Origin of the sequence: Pontibacter korlensis (assembly GCF_000973725.1) — a bacterium.
GTDB lineage: Bacteria > Bacteroidota > Bacteroidia > Cytophagales > Hymenobacteraceae > Pontibacter > Pontibacter korlensis.
The window spans coordinates 2,813,570-2,832,394 of sequence record NZ_CP009621.1 but is presented as its reverse complement, the minus strand read 5'-3'; the positions used below and the strand labels follow the sequence as shown (position 1 = coordinate 2,832,394).

At 48.2% G+C, this 18,825-nt stretch carries 17 protein-coding genes and 2 tRNA genes; 7 read left to right on the top strand and 12 right to left on the bottom strand.

The genetic code is table 11. The features are described 5' to 3' along the window. Positions 1 to 311: 311 nt before the first annotated feature. On the top strand, positions 312 to 1,001 hold the full coding sequence (locus PKOR_RS12295; RefSeq protein ID WP_158453767.1) for a TIGR02117 family protein: 690 nt from the start codon (positions 312 to 314) through the stop codon (positions 999 to 1,001). Between the two features lie 56 nt (positions 1,002 to 1,057). On the opposite strand, the gene PKOR_RS12290 is transcribed toward PKOR_RS12295, so the two are convergent. Together PKOR_RS12290 and PKOR_RS12285 are read right to left on the bottom strand one after the other, a co-directional pair. Next, positions 1,058 to 1,771: a pirin family protein gene (locus PKOR_RS12290; protein ID WP_046311090.1), complete on the bottom strand. Its 714-nt coding sequence runs from the start codon at positions 1,769 to 1,771 to the stop codon at positions 1,058 to 1,060. A 27-nt stretch (positions 1,772 to 1,798) separates the two neighbouring features. After that, complete coding sequence (locus tag PKOR_RS12285) at positions 1,799 to 2,377, bottom strand: nitroreductase family protein (RefSeq protein ID WP_046311088.1); 579 nt, start codon at positions 2,375 to 2,377, stop codon at positions 1,799 to 1,801. A gap of 256 nt (positions 2,378 to 2,633) precedes the next feature. Between PKOR_RS12285 and thiL the strand changes: the two genes are divergently transcribed. Further along, on the top strand, positions 2,634 to 3,659 hold the full coding sequence (thiL, locus tag PKOR_RS12280) for a thiamine-phosphate kinase (RefSeq protein WP_046311086.1): 1,026 nt from the start codon (positions 2,634 to 2,636) through the stop codon (positions 3,657 to 3,659). Positions 3,660 to 3,797: 138 nt separating this feature from the next. Here thiL and PKOR_RS12275 read toward each other — a convergent pair whose 3' ends face one another. After that, complete coding sequence (locus PKOR_RS12275) at positions 3,798 to 4,166, bottom strand: hypothetical protein (RefSeq protein WP_046311085.1); 369 nt, start codon at positions 4,164 to 4,166, stop codon at positions 3,798 to 3,800. A 71-nt stretch (positions 4,167 to 4,237) separates the two neighbouring features. Next, positions 4,238 to 5,650, bottom strand: a complete 1,413-nt coding sequence (gene rlmD, locus PKOR_RS12270) for a 23S rRNA (uracil(1939)-C(5))-methyltransferase RlmD (protein ID WP_046311083.1) — start codon at positions 5,648 to 5,650, stop codon at positions 4,238 to 4,240. A gap of 141 nt (positions 5,651 to 5,791) precedes the next feature. Here rlmD and PKOR_RS12265 point away from each other — a divergent pair, with 141 nt between their 5' ends. Then, a complete protein-coding gene (locus PKOR_RS12265; RefSeq protein WP_046311081.1) occupies positions 5,792 to 6,601 on the top strand; it encodes an SDR family oxidoreductase in 810 nt (269 codons plus the stop codon). Positions 6,602 to 6,684: 83 nt separating this feature from the next. Here the strand turns inward: PKOR_RS12265 and PKOR_RS12260 are convergent, their stop codons facing one another. After that, positions 6,685 to 7,422: an SH3 domain-containing protein gene (locus tag PKOR_RS12260; RefSeq protein ID WP_046311079.1), complete on the bottom strand. Its 738-nt coding sequence runs from the start codon at positions 7,420 to 7,422 to the stop codon at positions 6,685 to 6,687. A 68-nt stretch (positions 7,423 to 7,490) separates the two neighbouring features. On the opposite strand from PKOR_RS12260, the gene PKOR_RS12255 reads away from it, so the two are divergent. From PKOR_RS12255 to PKOR_RS12245, 3 genes are all read left to right on the top strand, one after another. Further along, a tRNA-Lys gene (locus tag PKOR_RS12255) sits at positions 7,491 to 7,563 on the top strand. 141 nt (positions 7,564 to 7,704) lie between these two features. After that, positions 7,705 to 7,777: transfer RNA gene (locus PKOR_RS12250), tRNA-Lys, on the top strand. A gap of 130 nt (positions 7,778 to 7,907) precedes the next feature. Next, positions 7,908 to 8,525 (top strand): DUF4403 family protein, encoded by a 618-nt coding sequence (locus PKOR_RS12245; protein WP_046311077.1) that lies wholly within the window; start codon positions 7,908 to 7,910, stop codon positions 8,523 to 8,525. 244 nt (positions 8,526 to 8,769) lie between these two features. Here PKOR_RS12245 and PKOR_RS12240 read toward each other — a convergent pair whose 3' ends face one another. After that, positions 8,770 to 9,585 carry an SDR family oxidoreductase gene (locus tag PKOR_RS12240; protein ID WP_046311075.1) on the bottom strand — a complete coding sequence of 272 codons (816 nt, stop codon included), beginning with the start codon at positions 9,583 to 9,585 and terminating at the stop codon, positions 8,770 to 8,772. Between the two features lie 186 nt (positions 9,586 to 9,771). Between PKOR_RS12240 and PKOR_RS12235 the strand changes: the two genes are divergently transcribed. Then, a complete protein-coding gene (locus PKOR_RS12235; protein WP_046311073.1) occupies positions 9,772 to 11,418 on the top strand; it encodes a UxaA family hydrolase in 1,647 nt (548 codons plus the stop codon). Between the two features lie 390 nt (positions 11,419 to 11,808). Here PKOR_RS12235 and PKOR_RS12230 read toward each other — a convergent pair whose 3' ends face one another. The 6 genes from PKOR_RS12230 to PKOR_RS12205 form a co-directional block, all read right to left on the bottom strand. Further along, complete coding sequence (locus PKOR_RS12230; RefSeq protein WP_148561679.1) at positions 11,809 to 12,426, bottom strand: LamG-like jellyroll fold domain-containing protein; 618 nt, start codon at positions 12,424 to 12,426, stop codon at positions 11,809 to 11,811. A 65-nt stretch (positions 12,427 to 12,491) separates the two neighbouring features. Further along, complete coding sequence (locus PKOR_RS12225; RefSeq protein ID WP_046311069.1) at positions 12,492 to 13,472, bottom strand: pectinesterase family protein; 981 nt, start codon at positions 13,470 to 13,472, stop codon at positions 12,492 to 12,494. Between the two features lie 54 nt (positions 13,473 to 13,526). Continuing rightward, positions 13,527 to 14,981, bottom strand: coding sequence for a glycoside hydrolase family 28 protein (locus PKOR_RS12220; protein WP_415837226.1), 1,455 nt, complete (start codon positions 14,979 to 14,981; stop codon positions 13,527 to 13,529). Between the two features lie 11 nt (positions 14,982 to 14,992). Next, complete coding sequence (locus tag PKOR_RS12215; RefSeq protein ID WP_046311067.1) at positions 14,993 to 15,415, bottom strand: VOC family protein; 423 nt, start codon at positions 15,413 to 15,415, stop codon at positions 14,993 to 14,995. A gap of 391 nt (positions 15,416 to 15,806) precedes the next feature. Continuing rightward, on the bottom strand, positions 15,807 to 17,033 hold the full coding sequence (locus PKOR_RS12210) for a dienelactone hydrolase family protein (protein WP_046311064.1): 1,227 nt from the start codon (positions 17,031 to 17,033) through the stop codon (positions 15,807 to 15,809). 70 nt (positions 17,034 to 17,103) lie between these two features. Continuing rightward, a complete protein-coding gene (locus tag PKOR_RS12205) occupies positions 17,104 to 18,489 on the bottom strand; it encodes a pectate lyase family protein (protein WP_052738834.1) in 1,386 nt (461 codons plus the stop codon). Positions 18,490 to 18,825: the final 336 nt, after the last annotated feature.

The window sequence follows — 18,825 nt, the reverse complement described above, 5'->3', positions numbered from 1 at the left end:
TTCAAACATTCGTAAAATATTTTACCTTTGCACCAGAAACCTGATTCGGGTTTCCTTTCGCCCTACCTATCGTTGAAAACAAATCGCAGCTGCAGGTTTGCACCAGCAGTTAGCCCACAGGAGTAATGCTCCTGTATCTTCAGCCAAAACAACTGTAAAATATTTTACCAGCATTGGCATATAGCTGGGGCGAAATTAAAGACGAAACTAAACTAACTAAACTTCACTCAGACCCGATGCTTTGCATCGGGTTTTGTTTTTTAGCCCTATATACTTCTGCTGCTATACACGTAATTAGAAGTATGCGTTACGTGCAAAGAAAAATAACAGACCTTTTACTTTGGTTAGCCGCGGCTACAGTGGGCGCAACAGTTCTTTTTCTGCTAGCAGCGCTGTTACTGAGCAGCATAACAGTTAACGAAGGTTACGCTCAGGTACAGCCCCAGGAAGAATACATCGAAATTTTTATTACCTCAAATGGCGTCCATACCGATATTGTAGTGCCTGTATCCACTGCCTACATAGATTGGCGCAGAAAGTTACCACTCCCCCACTTTGGTGGCGTAGATAGTACTTACTACTATGTTGCCTTCGGGTGGGGCGACCGGCGCTTTTACATGGAAACGCCCGAGTGGAAAGACTTAACACCAGGTGTAGCTATTACTGCCTCTCTTTGGCCCACCCGCACAGCCATGCATGTGGAGTATATTCGCTCCAAACTTATTCCTACCAAAAGGCAACGCCCTCTGCAAATTACACCAGAGCAGTACCAGCAGCTGATTACTTATATTGATAATTCTTTTGTGCAACAAGACAATGGGAGGTATATGCACATTAGCGGCTCCGGCTACTCAGGCCAAGACACATTCTACGAAGCTCATGGAAGATTCTACCTTCTAAAGAACTGCAACAATTGGGTAAACCAAGGGCTGAAGAGTATGGGCGTGAGAACTGCAGTATGGGCACCGATACCCTATGCCATTATGCGGCACCTGCGCTAAAAAAGAAAAACCCCAGCATCTGCCAGGGTTCCTACTTAAATCACTAAACACTATATCTATTTCATGGGAATTTCCATTAATAACAGCTCTGCATCACCTGAGGCCTTGATCGAAACTTTATCTACCTCGCTAATGCCCATGCCGTCGCGCTTGCTCAGCTTCTCTCCATCTACTTCCACTTCTCCATCTATCACAAAAGCGTAGAGGCCGTTACCAGGCTTATAGAATGTATACTCCTCAGAGAAGCCATTTTTCAGTGTGCCCAGGGTAAACCATGCATCCTGGTTTATCCAAAGGGCTTCTCCGTCTTTTTCAGGAGAGATAACCGTTTGCAGTTTATTCTCTCGGTCTTCCGGCTTAAAGGCTTTCTGGCCATAGCGCGGATCAATATCCTGCTCTTTAGGGAACACCCAGATCTGTAAAAAGTTCACAGGTTCTGTTTTGGAGCCATTGTATTCTGAATGCGTCAGTCCACTACCTGCCGACATAATCTGCACCTCGTTCGTGCGGATTACCTCTTGTGTACCCGTGCTATCCTGGTGTGCTAGTGAGCCTGAGATTGGAATCGAAACGATTTCCATATTATCGTGAGGGTGTGTCCCAAAGCCCATGCCAGGAGCCACCACGTCATCGTTCAGCACGCGCAGCAGACCGAAGCCCATGCGCTCAGGATTATAATAACGTGCAAAGCTGAAGGTGTGGTGAGAGTTCAGCCAGCCATGGTTAGCATGGCCGCGTGTATTTGCTTTATGAATTACTTTCTTGCTCATAGTTCTGTACTTTAGAAATTGCTTATTTTATTTCCACTCGCCTTTAAATACCAGTTCATTCAGTGGCTTGCGCTGACGCGGAGCCATCTCTCTTGCCTTTAGGTTTTCTGGCAACGACTCAGGATCACCCACATAACCAACAGCACCCATAGAAACAGGCTCAAAGCCTTCCCGAATACCTAGCACCTCTTTCGCTTTAGCAGCATTAAAACCGCCCATCAGGTGTACGTGCAAACCTAACTCAGTAGCCTGCAGCAGTAAGTTACCTGTAGCCAGCCCAACGTCGTGCCAGGCATAGGCATTCGGATCCCCGTTAAAGTCGTAGCTCTTTTTAGCTATGGAAACAAATAGCACAGAGGCTTTCTTTGCCCAACTGTTACCTTCCACCAGGCAATCCGCAAGCTGTTTAAAAGCTGCTTCATCCTCTTTGGTGGCATATATAAAGCGCCAAGGCTGCTCGTTCATAGCTGATGGTGCCCAGCGTGCCGCCTCAAACAACGCTTCCATTTGCTCGTCACTCACGCTCTCATTGCTGAAAGCGCGCGGGCTCCAGCGATTCTCAATTAAAGTGTGGATGGCTATGCTATTTTCAACAGATGTAGACATTCTCTTATTTATTTTAAGGTTGATCAGTATTTTGTTTTAGCTTTTCAGAAGCTTTCTGCAAATTTAATGTACGTACATATAATGTACAAACATTTTATTTGTTTAGTTTCAACTTTTTACTTAAAAAAGCATTGGAGTAGATAACTGTATCAGTAGATAACAAGCTAAAGGCGCAGAGGTTGTTAGAGGAGCTTATAAGCCAGTACATCACCTCTGTTTCTTATTTCGTATCTTTGCCTACCTAAACAGAAAGAACATGAGCGAATATACTCCTTTAAGTGCCGTAGGCGAGTTTGGCCTGATCCGGAAGATCAAAGAGAAGATCGAGCTTCGTAATGAGTCCACTATCACAGGCATTGGTGACGATGCAGCTGTGCTGGAGCCAAAAGAGAAGCAAGTGGTAGTGTCGTCTGATATGCTGCTGGAAGGCGTGCACTTCGACCTTACCTTCTGTCCTCTCAAGCACCTGGGCTATAAGGCTGTGGCTGTAAATGTGTCAGACATTGCTGCCATGAATGCTAAGCCTACGCAGATTACCGTAAACATTGCCGTTGGTGCACGCTTTACCGTAGAGGCCGTGGAAGAGCTTTATGAAGGCATCCGTTTGGCCTGCGAAAGCTACAAAGTGGATTTGGTAGGCGGCGACACTACTTCCTCTGCCGCTGGCCTGGTAATTAGTGTTACAGCCCTTGGCGAGGCAGCCCCAGACCAACTTGTGTACCGTAATGGTGCTAAGCTAAACGACCTGGTATGTGTAACAGGCGACTTAGGTGCGGCCTATATGGGCTTGCAGATACTGGAGCGGGAGAAGCAGGCATTTATTGCTAACCCGGACATGCAGCCAGAGTTGGAGGACAAGCAGTACATCGTGGGTCGCCAATTGCGCCCTGAGGCTCGTATGGATGTGATTTATGACCTGAAGGAGCGCGGCATCAAACCAACCTCTATGATTGATATTTCAGACGGGCTTGCTTCAGAGTTGTTCCACATCTGCAGCCAGTCTAAGGTAGGGGCCACAGTATTTAAAGACAACCTGCCTGCTGACCCGCAGATGCTGGAGACAGCCGTGGAATTCAACATGGACCCACTGACCTGCATCATGAACGGTGGCGAAGACTATGAATTGCTCTTTACTGTACCCCTGTCAGCCTACGATGAGCTAAAAAACCACCCAGACATCACCATTATTGGCAAAATAACTGAAGAAAGTGAAGGCGTTAACCTGGCTACTAAAACCGGACAGGTCTTCCCGCTGAAAGCACAGGGCTGGAGCCATTTTTAAGACGCGGAGCGTTTTTAGACACAAGTATCACGACACAAGGGCATAGGACTTCTTCCTGGCACCTTAATAAAAAACCCAAGAGAGGCTATCTAAGCTTCCTTGGGTTTTTGTCTTTAATCTTGTGTCTTACGCCCGAAATCAATCTTCCGGGTAAGGGATGAACACGAAGTTCTGAAACTCCCCGTCTACTACAAACAGGCAGCAGAACTCGTCGGCGTCTTTGTAAGCAGCCTTAAACTCCTCTACCTTATCCTCCACCACCAGTTGGCGGTTCACGAAGTCCTCCAGGTATGAGGCATTAATATGCCAGTCCAGCGCTACCTCCTCTTTGGCCAGGAATACAGAGCCTACCGGCACCTGTGTGCGGCTGAACACAAAAATAGGGTACTCGGAAATCTTACGCTTGCGCACCTGGTACGATGCCTCCTTCAGCGTTTCGGCCACCACCACAAAATCCTTTGAGATAGTGCCCAGGTATTTACCATTCAGTTCCGGATCGTTTTCCATATCTTTTAAAAGGATACAAGTATCAAGACACAGGACTCGTTTAAAAAGGTCTTGTGCCTTGATACTTGTGTCTATCTAGCTGTTAACAATACAATATTCTCTACGTGGTGTGTCTGCGGGAACATATCTACCGGCTGCACACGCGTTACATCATACTTCTCTGACAGCCAATCCACATCGCGGGCCTGCGTGGCTGGGTTACAGCTCACGTACACAATACGGTTCGGGTGCACCTGCAGCAGCTTTTTCACTACATCTTCGTGCATACCGGCGCGTGGCGGGTCTGTAATCACCACATCCGGCCTGCCGTGGCGCTCGATCAGCTCATCCGACAAGATGTCTTTCATATCACCGGCGTAGAAGGTGGTGTTGGTGATGTTATTGATCTGTGAGTTGATCTTAGCATCCTCAATCGCGCTCGGAACATACTCGATACCGATCACTTCACGTGCCTGCTTCGCTACAAAGTTTGCAATGGTACCGGCTCCGGTATAAAGGTCATACACCAGCTCATCGCCGGTCAGGTTAGCCAGCTCACGCGTCTTCTTGTAGAGCTCGTAAGCCTGATCAGCATTGGTTTGGTAGAACGACTTTGGCCCCACTCTGAACTTGATGCCTTCCATATCTTCGTGGATGTACGGCAACCCTTTGTAGCACACTACCTCCAGGTCGTGGAAGGTTTCGTTGCCTTTGGAGTTTACAACATACTGCAGCGATGTGATCTCCGGGAAAGTCGTGGCAAGGTGCTGCATCAGCGCCTCCATTACCTCCGGCCTGTCTTCATACACCTGCACGATCACCATTACCTCGCCTGTATTGGCTGTACGGATAATCAGGTTGCGCATATAGCCTTCCTGCTTCACGATGTCAAAGAACGGCAGGTCGTGCTGCTTAGCATACGCCCTTACCTCCAGACGAATAGCGTTTGAAGGATCTGGCTGCAGATAGCAATGCTTGATGTCGAGGATCTTATCGAAGCGGCCTGGGATGTGAAAGCCCAAAGCGTTACGGTCGAACTCCTGCCCCGACTGTATCTGCTCTTTGGTAAGCCAGCTGGTGTTAGAGAAAGTATACTCCAGCTTATTGCGGTAGTAGCGTGTTTTCTCAGAGCCAAGTATAGGATCAAATTCCGGAAGCGGCACCTTAGCAATGCGCTCCAGGTTATCTTTTACCTGTTTCTGCTTATAGAACAGCTGTGTGTCATAGCCAATGTGCTGCCACTTACAGCCGCCGCAGGTGCCGAAGTGCTCGCAAAACGGTTGCACACGCAGCTCCGACAACTCATGAAAAGCAACGGCCTCAGCCTCCATAAAGCTCTTCTTTTTGCGGGTTATGCGCAGGTCCACCACGTCGCCGGGGGCCACACCACCCACAAAAATCACCATGTTATTATGGCGCGCCAGGCATTTGCCCTCCGCCACCATCTCCTCGATGCGTACTTGCTCGAGTATCTCAAATTTCTTCTTCTTGCTCTTATTTCTCACAGTGGCGCAAAATTACAAAAATATGGGGAGATAAGGCAGGTGTTTGAGAATCAATCCAAAGTATAAACCCGCCTCCTTCCCTAGCCAATCAACAATTAAATTTATCTTTGCAGCTGATTTTAGTCGAAGAAAGTATAAAAAATGAAGAATAAAGTAGTGCTGATTACCGGCGGCACGTCGGGTATTGGCAAGGCACTGGCCTTTGCTTTTGGCCATGCGGGAGCCAAAGTAGCCGTATCAGGCCGCAACCAGCAGAACCTCGACCAGACAAGCCAGGAGCTGAGTGCAGCAGGCATCGACAATCTGGCTGTGAAAGCAGACGTAAGTGTGGAAGAGCAGTGCCAGCGCATGGTGCAGGAGACGGTACAAAAGTATGGCCGTCTGGATGTACTCATCAACAATGCCGGTATTTCGATGCGTGCCCTTTTTGAGGATCTGGACCTGGACGTGATTCGTAAGGTGATGGACATTAACTTCTGGGGCACTGTGTACAGCACGAAGTATGCGCTGCCATACATCAAGCAAGCCAAAGGATCTATCGTTGGTATCTCTTCTATCGCTGGCTACCGTGGCTTACCTGCCCGCACGGGATACTCTGCCTCTAAATTCGCGATGCATGGCTTCCTGGAAACGCTGCGCACGGAGCTGCTGCACTCTGGGGTGCACGTACTGCTTGCCTGCCCAGGCTTTACTGCCTCCAACATCCGCAACACTGCCCTGGCCGCCAATGGTCAGCAGCAAGGTGAAACACCACGTGAGGAAGAAAAAATGATGAGTGCCGAGGAAGTAGCCGAACGCATCCTGAAAGCCACCATTCAGCGCAAACGCGACTTGGTAATGACCACGCAGGGCAAGCTAGCAGTTTGGGTAAACAAACTCTTCCCTAGCCTGGCTGATAAGCTGGTATATAACGTGATGGCGAAAGAAAAAGACTCGCCGCTGAAGAAGTAGTATCTCTACGAAAGCTAAAAAGGCAAAGGGCAAAAGGGAATATTAATTCCTCTTTTGCCCTTTGCCTTTTTAGTCTGTTAAATCTACGGCAGCTCAAGTAGGTTACTTTTACGAATGTAAGCCTTCTCCCCCTTCCACTTTATCTCAAACCAGATATCCTGCTCGCCCGTGATGGGTACTTTATGCCCTTGTGAGGCAGTAGCAACCCAATTTGCCCCTGCAGAGGGAGCCGACATAATAGCTACCTGGCTACTCTTGATGATACCCTCATCTCCAAGGTTCAGGAAGTTGATGTAGTACAGTATAAACAGCAGGTACAGCATAAAACCAATTTTGAAAGGTTTAGTAAACCTGTGCCCCCTGCGCCAGCTAAACAGCATAATGGTTACCGTAATCACCGCTGCCAGCAATAGCAGCTCCAGTATACGCATGTAGTATTTACTGAACTGTGTTTTGAAAAACTGCAGGTCGTTGTACTCATACCCTTGCAGGCGGTGCGCCTGTGCCAATTCCTCCATTTTTTTAAGCGTAGAGCGGCTTGGCTCTTTTGTATAGAACAGGTGCAGGTAATACATGGCGCTGGTGTAGTCGCGGAGGCCTTCTTTGATATAGGCCATCTTCAGCAGCATTTGGGGCGAATAATGCTGTTCCTGCTCCAATAATTGCTCATACAGAACAAAAGCATCAGAATACCGTTGTTTCTCAAACAAAGAATCTGCTTTAGCCAGTGTTAGATTATCTACCTGAGCACAAGCTGGTTCTGCCAAAACAGCAAAAAAAATAATCAAAAAGGCAGATATTTTAGAGAAGATGTTTTGCATTTAAAATCTAAGCTGCTACTTTTGCATCGCAATTCAGGGAAACGCCTTGAGAATGCAAGTTACTAAAAGATTCCGTAGCTCAGCTGGTAGAGCAATACACTTTTAATGTATGGGTCCTGGGTTCGAATCCCAGCGGGATCACTGATGAAAGCCGAAGCCTTTCCTAACAGAGAGGCTTTTTCTTTCTGCCTCTTGTAAGGAGGTGAAAAAAGAAGCTGAAAAATGTTTGAAATTTTAAACAAAGCTTCTACCTTTGCACTCCCAATCAAGGAAAAAGTAACCGATTCCGTAGCTCAGCTGGTAGAGCAATACACTTTTAATGTATGGGTCCTGGGTTCGAATCCCAGCGGGATCACTGATAGAAGCCTCAAACCTACGTTTGAGGCTTTTTTATTTGGCGCCACTTCCATGGTTTCCGTACTTCTGTAAGCTTCACTGGGCAAAGAGCATGTTCTGTTGCCTATTAAACTACCAGCAAACAACCAATGGAGAATTCTATAAGAATCCACGTTCCTGTATCTGTTTCATACACCGCCTTGGAAGGTGTACTGAAAAGCCAGCTAATTGGAAAATACATTCCCAAACCAGAGAAAGAAGTTGACTCTTCTCCTTACGCGCAAATACTGGATGTTGGAATTGGTGGGAGCAGCTCTGGCCCCAATAGAATTGTGCTCCGGCTCAAGATCAAAATACTCCGGACAGTCATGAAGCGTGACCAGGTAGATCTCTATGTGCTGGCCACGCTTAAGTATGACAACTCCTCACAGCTACTGTATGTACAGCAGTTCCAGCTAACTTCCAGAACGAGCAGCGGACTTTATAATACTGCTCTAGAAGTCTTAGTGAACAATGTAGCCTATAACCAGATTCTCAGTAAGGCCAGAGTTCCCGTAAAAGACATCATCAACCAAGAGCTGATAAAAGTTAATGCTATGCTTGAGCAAGGATTAGATCTGAAAGGAATAAAGCTTATGGGAGCTGTAGATGAAGTAACTATCCTGGACATTGCACCGCGGCCCGACAAGGTGACCTTTTCGGTTGAACTTAAAGGAAATGCAGAAGCCAACATATTGGACCTTTCTAAACTTTTAGGATCCCGATAACGTCTCGCTTCGCCTAGTTTATACCTTCTACTTCATTACTCGAGACACCCCCCTCAACAGGCATCTGTATACAATGTGATGTTCATTTTGTCCTTTTCTACAGTACAAGTAGTGTTTTGCTCCATCTGAGCGCAGCAGATGTGCGTGACTAAGGCTTCATCACGACAGTAGCACAAAGATGAGCCTGGGAGGCTACCACACTGCCTTCCTAGGCTCATCGGAAAGAGACCGTACCAACTCCACCCTACACTCCACTGTAGGCGCTGAAGCCTCCATCTACCAGCAGGGTCTCACCAGTAACAAACTTGGATGCATCGCTAAGCAGGTAAATTAGCGTCCCTGTTAATTCTTCCGGATTACCCAGTCGGTGGAACGGGGTGTTTGTTACAAACTTCTGTGCCCTGTCTGTATAGCTACCATCCTCGTTTAGCAACAGGCTCCTGTTTTGCTCTGTTAGGAACACACCTGGCGCAAGTGAGTTCACGCGTATGCCGTCTCCATAACGTTGCCCTAGCTCAACTGCCATCCACTTAGTATAGGCGTCTATAGCCGTTTTAGCCAATGTGTAGCCTAAGACCCTTGTAAGCGGGCGCTGTGCGGTTATAGATGATATGTTTACAATAGATCCTCTCCCCTTTTCGGCCATTACTTTACCAAATACCTTTGTGGGTATTACAGTGCCGAACAAGTTCAGGTCTACAGCTTTTCGTGTGTCCTCTATCTTTGCCTCGAAAATATCCTGCTCCGGGGAGATGGTTGCTCCAGGAATGTTCCCACCAGCCGCATTCACAAGGCCATCAATACTGCCCCAGGCGCTTAGCACTTTCTCTCTGGCAGCGACCATTGCGGCTTCATCCGTTACGTCTCCCAGTATAGCCATGGCTTCGCCTCCTGCTGCTTCAATGGCTGCAACCCGTGCTTCAGCACGCTCTTCGTTACGCCCTAAGACTACTACTTTGGCACCCGCCTTGGCAACCGCAAGGGAGAAGGCTTCTCCCAATACACCGGTGGCTCCTGTAATAATGACTACTTTTCCTTTTAATGAAAACTGTTCTAGCATGATCTGTGTTTATAGCTCAGTAACCCTAACCTCTCGCTCACTTATTAATTTACAGCATCTTTTTGTGCTTTAAACAATAAAAGTGAGTTATCACTGCACTTTTTAATCATATAAATTTCTGTTTCTGTAAATAATTTATATTATTTGCGTAAGTGCAATCGATTGCACAATCTAATCAAAAAGACTATGTCACACAAGGTATTAAAAGTACACCCTGACGATAACGTATTGGTTGCCCTCACTGATTTACCAGTCGGGGAAGCAATCACCTATGATAGCCTGGTCCTTTCTTTGGCAGAGAACATACCAGCCAAGCATAAATTTGCGCAGTTCGACATGGCTCCCGGACAAGAGATCATTATGTATGGCACATTGGTAGGAAAAGCGGTAGAGCCAATACCTGCCGGAGCCAGAATCTCAACAGAGAATGTAAAGCACCAGGCATCCACCTTTACAGGTAAAACAAAAACAACCGGTTGGAGGGCCCCTGATGTGTCGAAATGGGTAAATAAAACCTTTATGGGCTACCACCGCGAAGACGGTCAGGTTGGTACTGCCAACTACTGGCTGGTAATTCCCTTGGTGTTCTGCGAGAACCGCAACGTGAACATCATCAAGCAGGCCTTCATGGAGGAGCTTGGTTTTGGCCGCCAGGATGTGTACAAGTCTTATGTGCAGCAGATGGTAGAGCTTTACCAGTCTGGAAAAGTGGACCAAATCTCGCAACTGCCATTACAGGCGGCAAGCAGCAACGGACACAGACGCATTTTTGAAAACATCGACGGCATTAAGTTCCTGACACACGAAGGTGGCTGCGGCGGTATCCGGCAAGACTCAGATGCCCTTTGCGCACTACTAGCTGGCTATATCCATAACCCAAATGTGGCTGGTGCAACTGTGCTTAGCTTAGGTTGTCAAAACGCCCAGGTAAGTATACTGGAGGAAAAACTGAAGGCTCTGAACCCGAACTTCTCTAAGCCGCTAATCATACTGGAACAGCAGCAGGAAGGAACAGAGCAGGAACTGCTATCGCAGGCTATCAGAAGAACTTTCTTAGGTCTTATAGAGGCTGATAAGGTAACACGGAAGCCTGCCCCATTGAGCAAGCTGGTAATTGGCTTGGAGTGCGGTGGCTCTGACGGTTTCTCCGGCATCTCTGCTAACCCTGCTGTTGGCCAGGCATCAGACCTGATCGTGGCGCTGGGTGGCAAATCTATACTTTCGGAGTTCCCGGAGCTGTGCGGTGTGGAGCAAGAGCTGATTAACCGCTGCGTAGATGAGAAGACAGCCGACCGTTTTGTGCAACTGATGCGCGCCTATGCTTATGCAGCTGAGGCAGTCGGCTCTGGCTTCGACATGAACCCTAGCCCGGGTAACATTAAGGACGGCCTGATCACAGATGCGATCAAATCTGCGGGTGCAGCCAAAAAAGGTGGTACCTCCCCAGTAGTAGATGTGCTGGATTATACGGAGTATGCCAACAAACCTGGCTTAACGTTACTCTGCACTCCTGGCAACGACGTGGAAAGCACCACGGCTATGGCTGGCTCAGGAGCCAATATTATACTTTTCACGACTGGTTTAGGAACACCTACAGGAAACCCTGTAACGCCGGTTATCAAAGTATCTTCTAACAGCAAGTTGGCGCAGCGTATGCCAGACATCATCGATGTGGATACAGGCCCAGTAATCGCTGGTGAGAAAACCATTGAGGAAATGGGTGCCGAAATGCTGGACTTCATTATCGAGGTAGCCAGCGGCAATATCAAAACGAAAGCGCAGCTGTTGGATCAGGATGATTTCATTCCTTGGAAACGCGGTATCTCACTCTAGTAGCTGTTTAAGCATATAGTATAAAAGTCCTCCTAATATTTTTAGGAGGACTTTTTAATGCCTTTGCGAGCGTAGTCGCTGTTCATCCTCCACATAATTTACTCCTGATAAGTTTCAAATCTGGTTTTGGAGCGCTCAAGGCCGCGGGGCCTCGTCTCTCCGCATCGCGCTGTGTTCCCTCCTGCGCCAGGGTGCTGCCGCCTGCGCGGCACCGGATCTCACAAGGCGCTCAACGGAAAGACTGGGATTAGTTTTGAATGGATCCCGTCCTTGCTGCTCTTCCCTTAAAGTCAAGGAGGAGTCAGGGGTGGTTAATGATGAACAAATAAAAGACTACCTAACATGATTCAGGACCTGTACTCACTAATCCCTAACACAAAATCAAAATGCCTACTTTACCTGATGGCTAAACCTTACTGTCCTTATCTCTCCATTAAACCAGGAGCGTTTATCCATGCGGGTGCCTAGGGAGGTTTTGGCAGTGGAACTGATCGGCAGGTACACTATCTCTCCAGATAGCTCCTCGACCCCGTTCACATAGCCTTTTAGCTGTCCGTTTTTATAAGTCAGTCTGATCGTTGCCCACTCGTTAACAGGGTGTGTCTTAGTGGAGTCGATTAAAGTAAGTGAAGCATCTTCGGTACGCATGAAGAGATCAAGATACCATTGCCCTTTGTCATCAAGCCTGAGCTCGATCAGAATTCTGCGCTTATCGTTGCTGGGGTCTTGAATGTGCAGAAAGCGTTGCTCCACATTCTCAGGGTAGGCAGCATACGGTTTCAGCTCTACCTCAATCGTAAACTCATCTGCACCAGCGATAGGATTAGTGTCTAGCAGCAGGCCATCGTCCTGCCCATCAAACTTTATCGCTTTCCCTGCTTTTGTTTTTACCACCTCAGGCTGGCCCCATACCTCCGGCTTGTGTGCGCCTGTTGATTTAAGAGAATTCAGCTTCCATACTTTCTGTTGTGCTTGAGCAACTGCCGTTCCTCCAGTCAATAGAAGCATACTAAGTATAAGCAGCCGCGCTGCACGTAAACAAGAGTCCAAGTTCATGAGCTTATAGTTTATACTTACTGAAGTAGTGGCTTCCAGTCAGTGAAAATATTTTCTAACGTATACTGCTTCACCTCCTTCGCCGACAGCTGCCTCGACCAGCCTACACGGCTTTTAGCGTTGGCTCCGGCACCCTTCGAGTTATACTCCGCGTACAGCACCGTCTTCTCGTTCTCTGGGTTGCGCCAGTTGTCCCAGCCCTCAGCACGAATGTGGTTGCCCATTTCAGTATTGATGAAAACAGTTTTGGAATAAGGTCTCCAGGGGCGACCCAAGTATACTTTCTCAGCGGCAGCATCTGCTATCAGTTTACAGTTGATAAACACAAAGCCATACTTCTGGCTTGGCGAGGTAGCCGCAGCCGTAATGTAGGAGTTCTTCAGGCTTTTGATTGTGCAGTTCTGGAACACCGCCGTTGCCTCCCCAAAGATAAAGTCGGTAGTACCCTCTATGTAGCAATCCTGGTATAGCTGGCGACTGCCTTCGGTGGCGGCATATAAGGTATCCTGGTTACCAATCAGGCGGCAGTTCCGGATAACGGCTCTGTCGCCCTCTACATGCAGCGCTACCGCCTGCCCCACCGGTCCTGCAGCATTTTCTATAGTCAGGTTTTCTGCCACAAAATCATTACCCTGCACTAGCACTGTGTAGGAAGTATACGTGCTATACTTGTCGTTGCCGGTAAAGTCCTTACCAGGATACGCTTTGCCAGAGTAGTCGCTGTTGGTGATAATAGTACCTTCTTTGCTCTCCCCTACCAGAGAGATTTTCGTTTTCCAGGTTGGGATGACGAGCTTCTCTTTGTAGACGCCATTTTTGATGTGGATCGTAACCTGTTGTTGTGATAAATCACGCACGGCATTAACGGCTTCCTGTATGGTGGTGAAATCACCACTTCCGTCTTGTGCTACCGTAAAAGAGCTGGGGTAGGTCTTTTGTTGTGCCACAAGCTGCAGGCTAGCGATCAGAAGAATAAACAAGGTGAATAAATTTTTCATAGCATAATTCTTTTCAGGGTGATTAGTAAAACCACAGGGGCAGAGGTTACAGACTTAATTTTGTAGTGAAATACTGTCCGGGAGTACGATTTGCTTTCCATTGATAGTGACATTCTCAAACCCGATGTTCTCCACATTAGAGAACTTGTAGGGCTCTTTTACATTGTTGATCTTCACGTTGATCAGGCGCAGGTTCTGTACCGGAGACTCCTCATAGCCTTCTAACAACACGCCTACATCGCCTCCGTTTTGTACCGTCATGTTACGAACTTCCACATTGCGTACAGTAGGCATAAATGGGCCAGAGTCTTCATAGAACATGTTCACACGGACCACTTGCTCTGCCACCTGTCCTACCTCTATGTTGCGCAGGTATACATTCTCTACCACGCCGCCACGCATAGAGCTCGTCTTAATTCTCAGCGCCCTATCCAGCAGTGGGCTGTTCATAGTGCAGTTCTCTGCAAATACATTTCTTACACCTCCCGATATCTCGCTTCCGATTACCACGCCGCCATGTCCGTTTGCCATGGTGCAGCCTTGTATCACGATATTCTCGCTTGGTACATTTATTCTTCTGCCATCCGCATTTCTGCCTGACTTAATAGCAATGCAATCGTCGCCGGTGTTAAAGTAGCAGTCTTTGATGAGCACGTTTTTACATGACTCTGGATCGCAGCCGTCGGAGTTTGGCCCCATGCTCTCTACCCTTACCCCTTGTATGGTCACGTTATTACACAGCACCGGATTCAGGATCCACATCGGGGAGTTCACAATGGTGACGCCTTCTATCAGCACATTTTCGCACCGGTAGGGCTGCACAAATTGCGGACGCAGATAAAAGCCTTCCCCGAACTTCCGCTCACTTACCGGCACATTGTTCTCAGCCATTTCGAAGAGGGCTGCTCTTTTGTCTTCATCGTTCTGGTTAGGTGTGCCAGGTTTCCAGCCATACTTCTCTCTGCCTTTCCATGGCCACCAGTTTGTTTCACTGGCCTGTCCATCCAAGGTACCCTCGCCTGTTACTGCTATGTTCTTTTCTTCAAAGGCATAGATCAGCGGAGAATAATTCATCAGTTCAACGCCTTCCCAGCGGGTATGCACCAGGGGCAGGTAATCATTGGGGTTAGTAGAAAAGAGAATTTTGGCACCTTTCTCCAGGTGCAGGTTCACGTTGCTCTTCAGGTAAATGGGGCCCGACAGGAAGTTACCCGCCGGCACTACCACTCGGCCACCGCCTGCACTGTTACACGCCTCTATGGCCTTCCGGATTGCTTCGGAGTTGTGCGTTTTACCATCTCCTACTGCGCCATAGGCTGTTATGTTGAAATCTTTATCCGGAAAAGTGGGCGGCACGATGTGGGCAAGTATAGTATCTACCTGTTGCCACGCATCTGTAGTAGCTGACAGATTAGCTTCACTGGTAGTTGTTGGCTGCTTATTACAGGCCGCCATAGCCAATAAGGTAGTGAGTAGCCAAAGCAACTTCATGTATGAGTGTATCTTCATGTGATTGAAAGTTAATGCACACTTGGCTCCTGTTTAACCTCTTCTCTGGCTGCCAGCATTGGCGTGCCTCGTTTACATAGTTGCATTGATAGGCCCCAAGGGTCGCGAAGCATGACAAGATGTGAGCCATCTTCCAGTTGCTGATCTGACTCCAGGCTTGCACCAGCTTTCATTAGCCGCTCTTTATCCTGCGCTGGGTTCTCCGACACAAATGCCAGGTGCACCAGCAGTGGATTCATTGTTCGGTAAGGCGGTACCTCATCAGCTGGGTTTCGGTAGATCTCTATCATCACCCGGCCACTGTCGTCAGCAAGGAAGGTCATGTAAGGAGCTTCCTTTTGCTGCTTTACTACTCTCAGCCCCAGGTGTGCGACATACCATTTAGCCATGGCTATCGGGTCTTCAACGTTCAATGCAAAGTGTTCTAGTTTCATAGTATGGTTTATTTAGCCTTTCGGCTTCTTTCCTAATTTAATATTGATAGCAGGCTGCCGTAGCAGCTTAGCAATCTCGGCTCCACAGGCGGCCAGTCTCATAGCTTCTGTTAGTGCGCTCCAAGTCCGCGAGGACTCGTTTTCCTACTCGGCGCTGAGAGCTTTTCTTTGCCCGCTGTCGCTTTGCAATCCCGCACGCGCGGGACCGAAAAACTCCAAAGGCACCTCCTGGAAAAACTGGGAAAGTTTTTCCTTCGATCGGCAAGTGGTATCTTATAGGGTATCCTGCCCATATAGTTCCTTTAACAAAGACTCCCTTATAAAAAAGCTGCTTTAGAAGTCGTATTAGCAAAAGTCTTGTGTCTTGATACTAGCGTCTTATGTCCTCATTCTACTTCAACCACTTCTCTAACCAACTAATAGCGTCCTCCTGCATCGGGATCGTCATGGAGTGGGGTTCGTCATAGTATTTGGTTGAGAATTTTTCTGGTGCTTTCATTTTAGTATAAATAGTGGACAGCTTTTGCTCTGCTGCCTGCATCCCCGCTAAATTAAAAAGTTTATCCTGCTTGCAGTTCATGACCATTAGTGGGCGTGGTGCATTCAGTGAGGCTACATCTGGCAGGTCCAGGAACTCGTACTGGCGCGGCACATACATCATCCAAGTGTGGTGCGCGTGCTGCTGCAGCATATGCTGGTAGGTTGTAGAAAAAGCGGCCACTACACCTGTTTTGATTCTTGGGTCCAGGCCGAAAAGATAGGTGCTGCGTAAGCCGCCCAGCGAAAGCCCAATGCAGCCAATCCGTTCCGGGTCCACCTCTGGGCGCGAAAGTAGGAAGTCTACCGCCACTCTGTCGTTTTGAGCAATGATGCCTAGCCAGGTAGTGCCGGAGGTAAGTATAGTCTTATTCATCGCCACCTCGTTGGGTCCGGCCACTTGTTTGTTAAAGAGCTTGATGCGCTCACTTTCATCGGCATCTTCTACCTTATCAAAGTATCCTTTTGTATTTACCAGCTGTGCAGGGTCTATCTTTTGGGAGCCGAAGTATATCGCATCCGGACAAAGCACCACAAAGCCCCTTCTGGCCAGTTCGTCGGCATAGTGCCTGCCTTCGTACAGGTTCTGGATATACTCTTTAAGTATAAGAGGCTGGTTATCGGTAAAGGTATGCTTCTCTTTTCCGTAAAAGTAAAAGCCACCATGGTCGTGTAGCGCGATAACGGCTGGGGCAGGCTTGGTGATATTATCGGGCACCAGCAAAAAAGCTTCTGTTTTCTGCAGGTTATTCACATTGTATCTTACCAGGTGTTGGGTATAGCCGTCTCGCTTCGTCGTGCTGAGCACTTTTGTATTAAGCGGGGCCGGTTCCGGATCAAAGGCCAGTAACTCGTGAAGCTTTGCTCGTGCGCTTTTTCTCCACTTTTCCGTGTTCTTTGGTTCTTTGGACAAGTATGATAAGCTGGCGTTGCTTTTACTAGAATAGCCGTTCAGCAGGGAATAAAAGTTAGCCACATCAGATTTTACCTGCTGTGCAAACGCGGCGGTGCAGGATATAATAAATGCAAGGCTAAGACTTAGAACTTTGGCACTAGTAACACTGATAAGAAAATTGCGCATGCTTGAAGTTAACTATTTTATGATGAACTGCCCTGGCTGAATGTCTACTTAGAGGCGATTAGAAAGATATTTACTGGGCCTTCTGTGGCTCCACCAGACTATTCAGGTACATTTCCAAGTTGGTGTACTGCCCGTGAAGCGTATGTGCGACAGCATCGGTAGGGCTGCCTGGGTTTAGGTTGTGCTGCATTTCCCAGCTGTCTGGCATACCGTCTTTGTCGGCATCTTCGGGGGCTGGTTTTGAATTTAACTCCGGCCAGCCGCCCACGTCTTCCTGCGAATCAATGATACCGGGTCTGCCACTGACAGAACCTTTGAAGGTAGCGGTGCCTGACCTCACCTCTTCCACCACCCGCTCATCCACGGCATCCCGTGTAAGCGAAGCCCCTGCCGATGTCAGCACCAACTTATATGCCTCTTCTGCCGATTGTGTAGCTACCGGTGCATAGGCAAAAACACTATTGCTGCGCGTCACCTCCGGGTCATCACATTGCACACCGCCCGCCCAGTTGTCCTGACTTACTTTCTCATTTCCGGCTACGTAGTTACCGGCCACATAAAACTTGCCGTAGGGTTTAGAGGGATTTACTATCCTGCTCTGAACGGTCTTTGGTGTTGCTGGCCCTGGCTTGTAATAATTATTTACCATGTTATGTTCGCCTTCTTCTCCGCCATAGGCACTGTTCATGCCCCAGTTATAGATCACGTTGTTCCGGAAGTCCAGCTGCCTGCTCGGTACGTCGGTTTCATACTTTGATCCTGAAAAACGTGGGTTGCGGCTGTTATGGTGCGCCAACAGGTTATGGTGAAACGAGACGCGGGTGCCGCCCCAGATACCGCCATATCCGTGTTTGCCCTTGGCATGAAGGGAGGAGTTAAGGCTTTCGGAGATGATGCACCACTGCATGGTAAAGTCTTCGTTGGTGTAAAAGGAAGCACACTCATCCACTGACCAACTCATGGAGCAATGGTCAATAATGATGTTCTTGTGCTGCCTACCACTCAGCGCATCTGCCTCCTGATCATGCTCATTGCCCATCCTGAAGCGTAGGTAACGGATAATTACGTTATCTGCCGCCACAGTAACGGGATAACCTTTTATACAAATACCATCCCCGGGCGCTGATTGTCCTGCCATGGTTACATCACCTGTGTTTATACTTAGCCGTGACTTCAGATCGATGTTACCCGAAACAGCAAATACTATGGTGCGTGGCCCCTGCTGCTCAATGGCTTCACGCAAGCTACCGGGGCCGCTGTCATTCAGATTAGAAACTATGTATACTTTACCGCCACGGCCACCTGTGGTATACATACCAGCACCTTCTGCTCCGGGGAAAGCTATTGCTTTTTGCTGTGCGGCTGGTGTTGCTGACACAGTCGTAGTTTCTTTTTGTGTGCAGTTGGTTAAGGTGCTTAGTAGAAGGGCCAGATAAAGTATACTTTGTTTTTTCATTGTTCCTACTCTAGGATAGTTTCTTTTCTGTTTCTGCTTTTCGTTTTAGCTATTGTTCACCTCTAGCTGTGGTGCCCTCCAGGCCGGGAGGCCTCGTCCTTGGGTATCACGCTGCTTTCGCTTCCTTTGCTCCTGCGTCGCAATGCCTTTCAGGCACCGGAACCTCTCGAGACGCTCAACCCAAGGACTGGGTTCAGATTTGATAGCCGTTGTTCTTCAACTGTCCCCTTGAGGACAAGTGAGACGAGAGTCGAAACTTGCGACCGTTGGTCAGAGGGGTGTAATCGTCGGCTGAACAGGTTTCCCTCCTCGGAGGGGTTAGGAGTGGGTTCACCT